Source organism: Frankia sp. CgMI4 (assembly GCF_001756285.1).
Taxonomy (GTDB): Bacteria; Actinomycetota; Actinomycetes; order Frankiales; family Frankiaceae; genus Frankia; species Frankia casuarinae.
The window spans coordinates 22,540-36,279 of sequence record NZ_MAQZ01000125.1 but is presented as its reverse complement, the minus strand read 5'-3'; the positions used below and the strand labels follow the sequence as shown (position 1 = coordinate 36,279).

8 protein-coding genes are annotated in these 13,740 nt (G+C 71.7%); all 8 read left to right on the top strand.

The window, feature by feature from the left end:
* Nucleotides 1–78 precede the first annotated feature (78 nt).
* The 8 genes from Manayef4_RS20900 (at nucleotide 79) to Manayef4_RS20865 (ending at nucleotide 13,548) form a co-directional block, all read left to right on the top strand.
* Nucleotides 79–1,323: a toll/interleukin-1 receptor domain-containing protein gene (locus Manayef4_RS20900; protein ID WP_070133033.1), complete on the top strand. Its 1,245-nt coding sequence runs from the start codon at nucleotides 79–81 to the stop codon at nucleotides 1,321–1,323.
* Nucleotides 1,320–3,221 carry a toll/interleukin-1 receptor domain-containing protein gene (locus Manayef4_RS20895; protein WP_070133031.1) on the top strand — a complete coding sequence of 634 codons (1,902 nt, stop codon included), beginning with the start codon at nucleotides 1,320–1,322 and terminating at the stop codon, nucleotides 3,219–3,221. The genes Manayef4_RS20900 and Manayef4_RS20895 overlap by 4 nt, the downstream gene beginning before the upstream one ends.
* A 198-nt stretch (nucleotides 3,222–3,419) precedes the next feature.
* Nucleotides 3,420–4,271, top strand: coding sequence for a hypothetical protein (locus Manayef4_RS20890; RefSeq protein ID WP_035910626.1), 852 nt, complete (start codon nucleotides 3,420–3,422; stop codon nucleotides 4,269–4,271).
* Complete coding sequence (gene fxsT / locus Manayef4_RS20885; protein ID WP_070133187.1) at nucleotides 4,264–8,217, top strand: FxSxx-COOH system tetratricopeptide repeat protein; 3,954 nt, start codon at nucleotides 4,264–4,266, stop codon at nucleotides 8,215–8,217. Before Manayef4_RS20890 ends, fxsT begins: the two co-directional genes overlap by 8 nt.
* A gap of 123 nt (nucleotides 8,218–8,340) precedes the next feature.
* Complete coding sequence (locus tag Manayef4_RS20880) at nucleotides 8,341–9,408, top strand: hypothetical protein (RefSeq protein WP_070133029.1); 1,068 nt, start codon at nucleotides 8,341–8,343, stop codon at nucleotides 9,406–9,408.
* 130 nt (nucleotides 9,409–9,538) lie between these two features.
* Nucleotides 9,539–11,866 carry an HEXXH motif domain-containing protein gene (locus tag Manayef4_RS20875; protein ID WP_070133027.1) on the top strand — a complete coding sequence of 776 codons (2,328 nt, stop codon included), beginning with the start codon at nucleotides 9,539–9,541 and terminating at the stop codon, nucleotides 11,864–11,866.
* Nucleotides 11,867–12,010: 144 nt separating this feature from the next.
* Entirely contained in the window at nucleotides 12,011–12,571 is a 561-nt protein-coding gene (locus Manayef4_RS20870; RefSeq protein ID WP_254665775.1) for a MerR family transcriptional regulator, read from the top strand.
* Nucleotides 12,571–13,548: an aldo/keto reductase gene (locus Manayef4_RS20865; RefSeq protein ID WP_023840486.1), complete on the top strand. Its 978-nt coding sequence runs from the start codon at nucleotides 12,571–12,573 to the stop codon at nucleotides 13,546–13,548. The genes Manayef4_RS20870 and Manayef4_RS20865 overlap by 1 nt, the downstream gene beginning before the upstream one ends.
* The last annotated feature ends 192 nt before the right edge of the window (nucleotides 13,549–13,740 follow it).

Below are 13,740 nucleotides of genomic sequence, written 5' to 3'. Positions count from 1 at the left end.
CTGATAGCGTCTGATGCCACCGTCCRCCGGGTGACGGTAGGTTCGGGGGCGCATGGTGCTGGCTTTTGAGGGTACCCGATGAAGAACTACTTCTTCATCTCCTATGCGGCAGATGAGGATCGGCGCTGGGTGCAGCGCTTTCACGCCGATCTCGAGTACGAGCTGCGGGTTCAGGTCGGCTCCGCGGTGGGCGGAATCCTGGACACCCGTCCGCGTCCCGGCATGGACGCCGACCTGGCCCTGGCCGCCGGCGCCGGCGGAACCCGCGTGATGGTGGCGCTCTGTTCCGATCCCTTTTTCRGGGACGCCTGGTGCGGGCGCGAGTGGGAGGTCTTCCACTCGCGCATCGAAAATTTCAGCAAGGCCGGTGCGACCAGACTGGAGGACGGTTTCCTCCGGGTGCTGTGGCGTCCGACGCAGGATCCCGTCCCGGCGGTCGCGACGAGGGATCTCGCGGACGCGAGCGCGGGACTCCCCGACACCTATCGCCAGCGCGGCCTGCTCTGGATGATGCGCAAGATGCTGCTCGGGGCGGGCGGGTACTACTGGTTCGTCCGCATGCTCGCGGCGCGGATCGTCGCGGCCCAGCAGATCACCCTGGACCCGGTGCCCGACCTCGCGGTGCGCCGCGCCGCCGCGGCCTTCGGCTCCCACCCCGGCTCGTCCGGGGACCCGTCGGAAGCGATGCCCCCCTTCCTTCCGCTGGCCGGGTCCGTGAACGGGAACGGGAACGTGAACGGGAACGGGAGAGCCGGTTTCCGGACCCACGGCGACGGCGACGAGGCGCGGCGCGCGGCTTCGATCGGGACGGCACCCCCCGTGCCCACGCCGACTACCACCTCCCGCCGAACCACGCCGCCGGTGGCGTCTGACGTACCGTCGCCGCAGACGCCGCTGGCGGAGGTCTCCCGTCTGGTCGCCATCAGCTACGTCGGCGCCGACCAGGAGTGGGCGGACTGGCTCGAATACCTGCTGCGCCGCGGCTCCCACCGGGTCGTGCAGGTCAGATGGGCGCAGAGTAGAGGTGAGCGGCTGGCCGAGACGGTTGACCGCATCGCCGCGCGCCGGCCGGATGTCACCGTGGCCCTGCTGTCGCGGCACTACCGGCCGCCCCGCCCGGAGAACCCCGGCGAGACCGAGATCGAGGCGTGGGAGCGGCTGGGGCTGGCGGGACCGCTCGAGAATCAGGTCATCCGGGCGGTCATCGACCGCGAACCGTTACCCGAGCCGCTGCGGACGCTGCCGAAGCTGGATCTGAGCCGGTTCGAGCCGACCGCGGTCGACGGACTGCTGGCGGGGATACGGGCGGGAGCCCGGCGATGAACGCCTACGCCCGGCCCGGTCGTCGGCCCGGCGATGCGCCCCCGGTGTGGCGCAGCCGCCGGGAGAACGAGCTGTTCGCCGGTCGCGACGACGAGCTGGAACGCATCTGGGACGGCCTGACCCGGCATCGGCGGGTGGTGCTGGTGCCGGAGGGGGACCAGTCCGACATCGGGGAGACCGAGCTCGCCGGCGAGTACCAGCATCGGTTCAAGCTGCGCTACGACGTCTCGTGGTGGGTGGACTGCTCGACGACCGCCGCCGTCCCCGGGCAGATCGGCGAGCTCTACGAGCGGGCCCGCACCGAACTTCCCGGCCCCCCTCCGGGCGCGGCCGACGCCGGGCCGGAGTCCACCGCGGGATGGTTGGTCATCTTCGCGGGTGTGGGCAGTCCGGACGAGGTGGCGGAGTTCCTGCCCGACGGCGAGGCGCATGTGATCATCATCGCCGACCGCGCCGTGGGCGCCTGGCGGGACCGGACGATGCCCATCGGGCCATTGCGTCGTCGCGAGTCGGTCATGCTGCTCACCAGCGCGGCGCCGATGGTCGACCCGGCCACCGCCGCCCAGCTGGGGGAGTTGGTCGGACACCGGCCCGCCCTGCTCGCGGAGATCGCCGGGTACCTGATCCGCGAGGCGGTCGTGTCGCCGGAACTGTGTCGGCGCCTGCTGGAGATGGCGGCGTCGCGGCCGACGCCGGCCGTCCGGGACGCCGCCGGCGGTGACCAGTCGTCCCGGGCCCAGGCGATGCGTGGTTCCGGAACCCCCGCCGGGGCCGCGTCCGGGGCCGCGTCCGGGGCCGCAGCCGGGGCCGGGGCCGCCGTCATGGTCGCAGGCGAGGTACGTGACCCGGTAGGGCGCAACGCGGCGCGGGCACCATCGATTCCTGTGATCAACAAGCACGGCTGGCCCCCCCGGGAGGTCGACGAGCTCGTCGCGGCCCTGATGCGGGTGGAGTACATCGCTGACCTGGCCGGTTTCGACCACTGGTTCGACGAGCTGACACGGATCCTCGGTCGCACGATCGCGCTGACCTCCCCGGTCGTCGCGGTCCGCCTGACCACGCTGGTCAGCGAGGCGGTCGGCCAGCCCGATCCCGGCATGCTCGACGCCTTGCTGCAGGCCCTCGACCTGGTCGCGCCGCGCGACGACCGGTCCGTCGTGGACTTCCGGCGCTTGGTGACCGAGCTGCAATCCCACTGGAGCGGCGCGGGCTCGGCGCTGCCCGGCATGTCATCACCGGTGCCCGCCTACCAGCTTCCCTCCTGGCCACCGCTGCTGTCTGGAGTGCCCTCCTCACCCCCGCCCAGCCACGGGCCGTCGGGCACCCCGACCTACTACTTCTTCACCAGCCACGCGCACCGCGACGACCGGGATCGCGTGGCCATCTTCCATCGGGAGCTCGAGCTGGAGCTGCGCCGCAAGGTCYGGCGCCGGATCCGGCCGACGGGATTCTTCGACGCCGACCGGCTGGGCGGYGGGGAGCACTGGCCGACCTCGCTGCGCGACGCGGTGCGCACGGCTCCGGTGCTGGTCGCGCTGTGGTGTGACGACTACTTTGAGAGCGACTGGTGCGGCCGGGAGTTCGGCGTTTTTCAGGAACGTATCCGCCGGGCGACCAAGCCGGGCGGGAACCCGCCGTCCGGGATCATTCCCGTGCCCTGGCTGCGGCGGGACGCCGAGGTACCCGAGGCGGCCCGTGAACTCCACATCGCGCATATGGAGCTTGGTCGTCAGTATGACAACCTTCCGGTCCTGGATTTGATGCGCCATCCCGCCGCCTTCGCGGAGTATGTAAGTCTGCTGGCCTACCGGGTCATGGATGTCGCTCGCGACCAGCTGCCGCCGTTGGACGCCGAGGTGACGGAGCTCGTCCGTTCCCCGTTCCACCATCAGCCGTGAGCTGCACGGAGCCGTGATGAGCTGCACGAACACCCCACGGCCGGCACCCGGCGGCAGCGCGCCGCGACCGTCCCGCCGTACCCGGATCCCCGCGGTGAAGAATGTGGTCCGACCTGTGCGAGCTGCCGTGGACGTGGGAGGCCCGGGTGCGATGGTAGGGCAGAGGCCCTGCGCCGAAAAACGGCGTGAGGGGGACCWGTGACACCGTTCTTTCTGGTCCATCACGCGCTCGCCGGCGGTGACAGCAGCTATGTCGAACGTTTCTTCGGAGATGTACAGAATGCGGTTTACGAGCGCCTCGGCTATCGTGAGGTGTTCACTGGCGAGGCGGCCGGCGCGGCGGAGTCCTCGCCGGCGACGGGGGGCCGCTCCAATCCCGATGCGCTCCTGGCGCCGGTGATGGTGGCGCTGTACTCGGACGCCTACTTCACCGACCACCAGTGCCTGCTGGAGTGGTCGCTGTTCCGGGAACGGCTGCGGTGGCACCACCATTTCACCGGTCGGAGCTCTCCGGCGCTGGTCGGTGTTCCCTGGTCCATCCGATCGGTACCCGTGCCGGCTCAGATCGCGGAGGCGGGGATGCTTGTCGGCGACTTCGGCGCGGGCTACACGGCGAGCGGCGCRTTGCAGCTGATCCGGACCGGTTCCGCCTCGGTMTGGTACCAGCAGTTGACCGAACGGGTCAGTGAACTGATCGTGCGTGCCCGCGGCGACGAGCCGCCGGCACTGTCCACGCGTGACGTGGAGTTCGTCGAGCGGTCGGGGCGGACGGACTGGGTGTCGGCCGGTCGGGGCCGGGGCACCCGCTGGTCTGCCGGCAGCTCCGCGACGCTGCTGATCCCGCCGGCTCCCCTGGTCCCCCTGGCCTCGACGGTTCGCACGGCTCCAACCCCGGCGGCTCCAACCCCGGCGGCCATGGCTTCGGCGGCCATGGCTCCGGCCCGAGCCGGTGGCCGGGAGCGTCGATGGCGGATGGCCGATCCCGAGCACACCCGTCGACCCATCCTGCGTCGTGCCGGCGCCGCCGAACTGGACGATGACGATGACTGAACTTTCCAGGCAACCACCGGAACCGGCGGGTCACGACACGCCGGGCGGGCGCGCCGGCAGGCCGGCGCAGATCATCACCTTCTACTCCTACAAGGGCGGTTCGGGGCGCACGATGGCACTGGCGAACGTCGCCTGGCTGCTCGCCGCCTCGGGTAAGCGGGTTCTCACCGTCGACTGGGATCTGGAGTCTCCCGGCCTGCACCGGTATTTCCGCCCGTTTCTGCAGAACAGGGAGCTGGACTCGAGTGACGGCGTCACCGAGATGCTCCAGGGTTTCATCCGGGAGATCKACCGGCTCCAGGACGCGCCGCCGTCGACATCCGCGGAGCAGGCCTCCGTGCCGGACGCCGACGCGGTGCGCGAGATCATCGCCCTGCACGGCGACTTCCGGCACAACATCGAGACCATCGAGTGGCCCGGGTTCCCGGGCGTCGGACGGATCGACTTCCTCGGTCCCGGCCGGCAGACGTCCACGAGCGCGGTGCTGGTGGCCACGGTGCCCTGGTCGACGCTGTTCGAGGACGCCGACGGCCGGGCGTATTTCGCCGCGCTGCGTGAGCGCATGCGGTTCGCCGACTACGACTACGTCCTCATCGACAGCCGGACCGGCACCTCGGACGCGGCCGGCGTCTGCACCCAGCTCCTGCCGGACACCGTCGTCATCGGATTCGCGCTGAACAACCAGTCCATCGACGGCGGCGCCGGGGTGGCCCGCGAGATCCGTAACAGCAAGCGGGACATCCGGGTGCTGCCCGTCCCGATGCGGGTCGAGGACACCGAGCAGCGCAAGCAGGAACTGCGCCGCCGCGCGGCGTTCCACGCCTTCCGCCCGGTGTTGGCCGACCTGTGCGGTTCCGACCCGGAGGCACAGCGGAGCTTTCTGATCGGCCTGGAGATCCCCTACAAGGCGGTCTACGCCTACGAGGAGGTCCTGGCGGCCTTCCAGGAGGATCCCGCCAGCCGGCTCGGCGTCCAGGCCGCCTACCGGATGCTCKCCGGAGAGCTTGCCGGCGCCCCGATCGATGCGCGCCCCGTCCCGCCACAGGATCGGGAGCGGGTGCTGCGGGACTTCGAGCAGTACGGACCGCCCGCTCCGCGGTCGGTGGCGATCTTTGGGGCGCCCGAGGACCGGCCCTGGGCGGACTGGCTGGTGTCGGTGCTGGGAGCCACCGGGGTGCGGATCCGACCGCTGCCCCCGATGGCGCTGACCCCCGCCGACTTCCCCGCCGTCGAGTCACTGATCGTGATCGGATCACCGCATCTGGGCCCGGACACCCCGGGTGAGTCCCTGGTGCGCGAGCAGATCCAGACCCGGATCCGCCAGCGCGGCTCGCGGGCGGGGGTGGTGGTCGTCGAGGTGGGTTCGATGCGGCTCGACTCCGCCTACCATGGAGCCGAGATCATCTCCCTGCCCGCGCGGAACGAGCGGGACGCGGGGGTCGTGGTCCTCGAAGGGCTGGGGCTGCCCGTTCCGCGGGCCCGACTCGACGACCTGCGGGTGGTCGCACCCCGGTACCCGGCCCGCCGGCCCCGCTTCTGGTCGGTGCCGGCCAGGTTCGCCCAGCCGTTCGTCGGACGGCACGCGGTGCTGGACGAGCTGCGCGACCGGCTGCTGCCGGGGGGCCGACCGAGCGGGCTGTGTCCCCTGCTCGGCCCGGACGGCGTCGGGAAGAGCGCCATCGCGGCCGAGTACGCGCACCGGTTCGACTCCGACTACGACATCGTGCACTGGATCTCGGCGGGTGACGCCGCCTCGGTCCGGGCGGGCCTGCGCGACCTCGCCGAGCGGCTGCGTCCCGGCAGCGACGTCCCGGACGCGCAGCGTTCCCCGAGCGAGCAGCTCGAACGGGTCGCCCTGGACGCGCTGCGCCAAGGCGACCCCTCGGCGCGCTGGCTGCTTGTCTACGACGGCGCCGCCGACCCGCGGACGCTGGCCGGGCTGTTGCCCGTCCCGACCGGCAACGGCCATGTCCTGCTGACTTCGGCGGATCCGGCCTGGGACAGTGAACCCGGCGCGTTGTGGGTGGACCCGTTCACCCCGGCCGAGAGCCGGGCGTTCCTGCGCCGGTGGCTGCCCGAGGTCGGTGAGGACCGGCTGGCGACGATCGCCGAGCGGCTACGGCATCAGCCGTCGGGCCTGCGCACTGCGGTCGGGCGGCTTCGCCAGGACCGGCGGGGAGTGCCGGTTGACGATCGTGCCGTCGACGCCTACCTCACCCAGCTCGCCGGGGTCGCACCCGAGCAGGCAACCTGGACGGTGTCGTTCGAGACCCTGCGCACCAGCGACCGCGCGACCCGGCGGGCGGCGGCCCGGCTGCTGGAACTGTGTGCCTTCCTGGCCCCGCAGGGCGTGCCGCTCGCCCTGCTGGAATCCCCGGTGATGCTGCGCCATCTCGCCGAGGCGGTGGGGGACGACGCGATCGCCGACCCGACCGTGCTGCCCGAGCTGTGGGCGGAGATCCGCAAGCCCCGGCTGGCCGAAGTCGACACCGTACCCGACGGTCAGTTCCGCCTCGCCGCGCGCTGGCAGCGGCTCCTCGTCGAACGGATGCAGCCCGCCGAGCGGACCGCCGCCCGCGAGGCGGTGCTCGGCATCTTCGCGGACATCGCCGCGGCCGCTCCGCGGCCCTCGGCCGCCGCGGGCTGGCCGATCTACCGGATGCTGGAGGGTCAGATCCTGGCCTCCGAGGCGATGGAGAGCCCGGCACCCAAGGTTCGGCAGTGGCTGGTGTCCCAGGTGTATGTGATGTGGCGGTCCGGCCGGCTGGAGTTGGGCCGCGGCATCGCCGAGGATGCGTTGMGCAGATGGCGCGACCTGTTCGGAGCGGACGACCCGCTGACCCTGCGGATGGCCGCCCACCTGGCCATGGTGCTCCGCGGTCTGGGACGGTTCCAGGAGGCGTACGACCTGAACACCGACACCCTCGCCCGCCAGCGCCGCCACCTGGGCATTTTCCATCGCCACACATTGATCACCGCGATGAGTTACGGCATCGACATCCGGGAGCTCGGCCGGTACGCCGAGGCAGCCGCGGAGGAGAGCAGCACCCTGGTCGGTTTCCGCGACCGGCTCGGCGACAACCACCTCGACACCCTCATGGCCGCGAGCAACCTCGCGCTGTCCACCTTCCTGGACGGGCGGGCCCGCGAGGCGCTCCACCTGAGCCTGGACACCATGGCGCGGCTACGCCTGGCGGGGGCCGAGGGCACCTCGCAGTTCTGGTGGCTGCAGGCGCGGGCCGGGATCTGCCATCGGGAGCTGGGCGAGCTGGAGCAGGCGGAGCGGTTGCTGCGGGAGGCCGCGACCAACCTCGCCGGCATCGAGGGGGCGACGACGCACCTGACCCTGCGCTGCAACAAGCATCTCGCGGTCGTCCTGCGCCTGCGGGGCAGCCCGGACGCGGCGAGCCGCCTCGCCGGTGAGACGCTCGAGCGCTACACCGAGATCTACGGGGCGTCCGACCTGGGCACCCTGGCCTGCCTGCTGAGCCGTRCCGGCCATCTGCACGCGCTGGGCGAGCACCACCGGGCGTCCGTCGAGGCCGAGTCGTGCCTGCGGGAGTACGAACGTCTCCACGGCCYCGAGCATCCGTTCACGAACATCTGCCGCTCGGATCTGTCCATCTACCTGCGCGCGGACGGGCGGCTGGCGGAGTCCCGCGCACTGGCCGAGCAGGCCCACCTCACGCTGGTCGACGAGCTCTACCAGCACCACCCGTTCGCGCTGGCCGCCGGGGTGAACCACGCCGCGAGCCTGGCGGCCCTCGGCGAGACCGAGGCGGCCCGGGCGCTGGACGAGGATCTGTTGCGCGAATCCGAAATGTCACTGGACAGCAGCCATCCCTACCTCCCGATAATGCGGGAGAACCTGGCGGTCCTCACCGGCCGGCAGGCCGGCGGTGGGCGTGGCCATCGAGAAGTCGACATCGACATCTCCAGCATCTGAGTAGCGTGATGAGGTCGAGCGACGAGTGCACAGTGGCAATCCGCCGGCGGCCGGTCCGCCCGGACCGGGGTTTCCGGTCCGGCGTCGGCCGCCACCCGCCGGGAGCGGCAGAAGGATGAGCTGATGGTGACTGTTCCTGATGATGTTGTCGAACCCCGCATCGTCACCGCGCCGCATGTCGGCGACGAATACAACGGCATCCGGCAGAAGTTCCGCGGGACGGTGGCTGTCACGGGTGCCCAGTATCTCGAGTACTACGTCCACGGATTGCCGACGGTGTCGGCCGATCTTCTGCACCATCCGCGGCTGGCCGACTGTTTCCGTGGTTCACGCACGGTGGAACGGGCCCGCCGGGACTACGAGATCATCGGYCGGCAGCTAAACCACCGGATGACGGAGCTGAACACCTCGCTGGCCGCTCTCGCCAACGGGCGGCTAATCCGGACGGTCTTCGCCGCGCAGGACCGGGCGGTGCTCTACTTCGACGTCGACGAGGGGCAGTACATCGTCGGGGTCTCCCTCGGCGCGGACGCCATCGAGTCCGCTGAYCTGACGCTCTCGCGGACCGCGACGGAAATCCGGGCGGCCCGGGGGATCGGCGACCCCAACTACGGCGGCTATCACCGGGGGGACGGCACGTTCCTTCCGTCGCCCACCCGCGCCGACGGTAGCCCGGACACCGGCTCTCATCCATTCGTGTCGTTGCCGAGGCCGTCGGCGCCGGTGTTCGCCAATCCCTGGGCATCGCTGATCAAACGGCGTTGGTCACCCGCCGGGGACTCGCGGGAGGAGGAGTTCCAGGCCCAGGCCGTCAGCGTCCTGAAGCCCGRTGACCTCCAGTACATGGCCCTGGTGCGCGGCGGCACGGTGAGCGCCGCCGACCTGATGGACCACGACGACCTCAACGAATTCTTCGTCGGTCTGAGCCGGGAGGCCCGCCGGGAGGGTCTCGTCAAGGTCGCCGCCAAGTTCCTCGCCCTGAGCGATCTGCTCGACGGTCTGCTGCGATCGGTCCTGAACCGCCGATTGACCCGCACCGTTCTCGACGTGGAGAAGGGTGCGCTGTACTTTCATCGCCTCAGCCGTGACGAGTTCCTGATGGGCGTCACCCTGGATCAGCGTCGGGTGTCCGAAGCCGACCGCCGCTTCCAGCTGCTCGTCCGCCGACTGACGGCTTCGTACGGCTGTTGAAAGGCGCCGGATGACGCCAGGCGAATCCCGTCGATGGACGGGATCATTGTCGATGTCCTCGCGTATTCTTCGTCGAGCAGGTCCCCGCGTCGCGCCGACGCGTACCCGTTGGTGGGGAGGCCCCACATTCATGGCCCACGATCTGATGCCCGTGCCGTCCGGTCTGGTGGATCTCTGCGAGGTCGACGTCGACCGGCTTGCCTCCCTCGCGGGTCCACCCTCGGGAGAATGGCAGCGCTGGATCGCCGCCTGGATCGGCTACCCGGGCAGGCCGCTGCCCGGGGACGTAGCTCTGGCCCTGGGCGGGGATCTGGACCTGACCGACTACCTGCCCAGGACCACATCCTTCGGGGAGATGCCGGACGGCACCGACCCCCCGAAGCCGCCGCGTCTGCCCGGGGCCGCCGCCTGTTCGGGCGGACGGCCCGCGTCCGGTGGCGCCATGACGTCGGGTGGCGCCATGACGTCGGGTGGCGCCATGACGTCGGGTGGCGCCATGACGTCGGGTGGCGCCATGACGTCGGGTGGCGCCATGACCCACGCCTCTCGGCGGCTCGTCCGTCCTACCGGATCCGCCCGTCGGGTGGTCTCCCCACCCGTCGCCCGGCATCGGATCACCCCGAGGGACATCGAGGCCGTGGCGGGCGGGTCGCCGGGTGCCRCACCGCTGCGCGAGCTGCTGCGGGGTCAGATCAGCAAACGGATGCTGATGCTGTGGGCGTTGCTGCGCGGCCTTGAGAACGCCGACCTCGACGACGCGACGCGCACCTGCGTAGATGAGGCGCTGCGGGTGCTCGGGGACGCTCAGCGGCGGGCCCGCGACGCCGTCCACGACCTGCTCCTGCACCCGACGATCGGGACCTGGCTCGCCGGCAGCCTGCGGCGGTGCTGGCAGGGGTCGGCCGGACCCGACCTCGACCGCCTCGGTTATGTGGGTGGGATCGCGGTGGCCGCCGCCCTGCGGGCCCGGATGCCGTGCCGGGTGCCGGTGCGGATCATCGACGGGCTGGTGTCGATCCCCACGATGGGCGTCGTCGGGTCGGGGGCCACGAGCGGTTGGGGCGTCGCGCACGTGTCCGACCGGCGGGTGACGCTGCGTGGCAGCGCCGGGTGGGGACCGGCCGGTGGTGACGGCTGGACTCCGGCGCGCATGCTGTCGAGCACTGTCGACGGTCACCGAATCGCACTGACGCTGGAGGACACCGACCCGTTCCGGGCCGCGGACACGCTTCCCCTGCCCGTCGCCGCGCGCTGCGACGAGGCGGCGGCCCGGTGGCAGCGCCTGCTCGACGGCGCCTGGAGTGTGCTCGYGGGCGACGACGGGGTGCGGGCGGAGGAGGCCGCCGCGGTCCTGTCGGCGCTGGTCCCGTTGCGTGAGGTCCCGGACCGGCCCGGCACCGGCGTCACCGTGATCGACGCGCTCGGCGCGCTGATGGTCAGCCCGCCGACCGACGCGCTGTGGCTTGCCATCACCGTCGTGCATGAGGCGGCGCACACCAGACTGGAGATGCTGAGCGATCTTGCGCCCCTGGTCGGCCCGCACGACGGCTCCGTGCACTACGCTCCCTGGCGGCCCGACCCCCGGCCACTCGCCCCGCTGCTGCACGGCGCCTTCGCCTTCGCCCAGATCGCGGCCTTCTGGGCGGGGCGGTGGGCCCGGGACGGCGCCGGGTCGGATCTGGGCGCGGCGTACGAGTTCGCCTGGTGCCGGGACGCGGTCTCGGCGGTGCTGCCCGTGCTGCGGGATGCGGCCGGGCTCACCGAGGCGGGCCGCCGGTTCGTCTCGGCCATGGGCGCCAGGATCGACGTCTGGATCGCCGCCGACCTGCCGATCGCGGCCACTACCACAGCCGCCACCGTGCTGCGCGACGTCRCCGTCGTCTGGCGGCTGCGTAACCGCCGGCCCGACCGCGACCACATCGAGAGATGGGCGCGGGACTGGGCTGCCGGTCGGCCCTGCGGACGGCCGGTAGCGCCRTCGTCCCGCCTCGTCCCCCAGACCGAGCCGTACAGCCCGCACCGCCACGCCCGGCAGGCACTGACCTCGCTGCGGTTCGCCATGCCCGACCGGTTCGCCGGGCTCGCTGGTTCTGCCGGGCTCGATCCGGCGGCCTGGCCCGTCAACGCGACCCTCGGAGACCTGCTCTACGTGCGCGGAGACCTCGGCCGCGCGGCCGAGGAGTTCCGCCGGGAGCTGCAGGCCCGTCCGGGGCGGGCGGAGTCGTTCGCGGGGCTGGCCCTGGTGCTGGCCAGACGGGCCGGGGGACTGGAGCGCCGGCTCTACCTCGACCACCCCGAGGCGTTGCTGGCCCTGAGCGTCCGGATCAGGGAGCTGACCGGCTCCACCCCTGACCCGCGCACGCTCGCGCGGTGGATCGCGGCGGGAGGCCCCGGTTACCCGGATCGCTCGTGGCGATCTCTCAAGACGAGGCCGCTACCGGTCGGTGCCCGGCGATAACCCGACGGCGGGGATGCCGGCTGGGATGCCGTCCCGCCGGCCGCATCCCGCTCCGTTCGCGATGACGCATTCGGCGAATCYGGAACAGCGAGTTTCCGCGGGCCGCGTTGACTTCGTGCGCACTCCAAGTCCTAACGTCTTCGTATGGCCACGATCGAGGCGCTCACGGTGACGTCTTCCCCTCCGGCCGTGACGCCGTCTCCGGCCATGGTGGCGGAGCCGGATCAGGGCTGGTGCGCGCGGTTGGACCCGGCGGTCCGCCCGGATGGATGCGACCGGTCCGTTGATCCGTTCGCGGTCGGTCCGGGGGGTGCACCAGAGGCCGCCGGGACCCTCACGATCGCCGAGGCCGCCGCGGCCACCGGAGTCAGCGCGCACACGCTGCGGTACTACGAGYGGGCGGGGCTGATGCGGGACCCGGTCGCCCGTGCCTCGTCGAGCCATCGGCGCTACACCGTCGAGGACGTCCGCTGGGTCACGTTCCTGACCAAGCTGCGGCTCACCGGCATGCCGATCCGGGAGATGGCGCGCTACGCCGAACTGGTGCGCGCCGGGGAGGGGAACGAGGCGGAGCGTCTCGCCCTGCTGACCGAGCATCGCCGCCGGGTCCTGGCGCGCCTCGACGAGGTGCAGCGCAACCTCACCGCCATCAACGTCAAAATCAGCATTTATCAGGACATCTACCAGGAGAGGGTCGTCCGCTGATGCGCAGGGTCGCACTAGGAAGCCAGGGCCTGGAGGTCTCCGTCCAGGGTCTGGGCTGCATGGGAATGTCGGAGTTCTACGGCGCTGGCGACGACGCCGAGTCGGTCGCCACCATCCACCGGGCGCTCGACCTCGGGGTGACGCTGCTGGACACGGCGGACATGTACGGCCCGTACCGCAACGAGGAACTCGTGGGGCGGGCGATCGCCGGCCGCCGGGACGAGGTGGTGCTGGCCACCAAGTTCGGCATCATCCGTGACCCCGCCGACCCGACGGCGCGGGGGATCAACGGCCGTCCGGAGTACGTGCGCTCGGCCTGCGACGCATCCCTGCGTCGCCTCGGCGTCGACCACATCGACCTGTACTACCAGCACCGGGTCGACCCGAAGACGCCGATCGAGGATACCGTCGGCGCGATGGCCGAGTTGGTCAGCGCCGGCAAGGTGCGCTACCTCGGGCTCTCGGAGGCGGCGCCGGCCACCATCCGTCGTGCCCACGCCGTCGCCCTGATCACGGCCCTGCAGACCGAGTACTCGATCTGGTCCCGCGAGCCGGAGGCCGAGATCCTGCCGACCCTGCGGGAACTCGGCATCGGGTTCATCTCCTACAGCCCGCTCGGGCGTGGCTTCCTGACCGGCACCTTCCGCTCGGCCGCGGACTTCGCCGCCGACGACTTCCGCCAGCACCTGCCGCGGATGCACGGCGACAACTTCGACGCCAACCTCGCCGTGCTCGCCGAGATCGAGAAGCTTGCCGCGGAGAAGAACGTGACCCCCGCGCAGCTCGCGCTGGCGTGGGTGCACCACCAGGGCGACGACGTCGTGCCGATCCCCGGCACGAAGCGGCGCCGCTACCTGGAGTACAACGTCGCAGCCACCAGCATCACGTTGACGGCCGCCGAGGCGGAGCGGTTGGGTGCGGCGGGGGCGGGCGTGGCGGGCCCCCGCTATCCCGACATGTCATCCGTCAACGGATAGCGAGGCCCGGTCGAGTCCGCCGCAGTGGCGGGTGCCGCGCCGCCCGATTCCCCGATGGTGGCGGGGGAGCCGTGAGAACGGGAGCCGTGACGCGTGAGGTGGCCCGCCACCTGTCCTCCGCCGGCCCTGCTGCCCGCCGGCCCTGCTGCCCGCCGGCCCTGCTGCCCTGCGACTTGGCCGGACCGGCCGGAC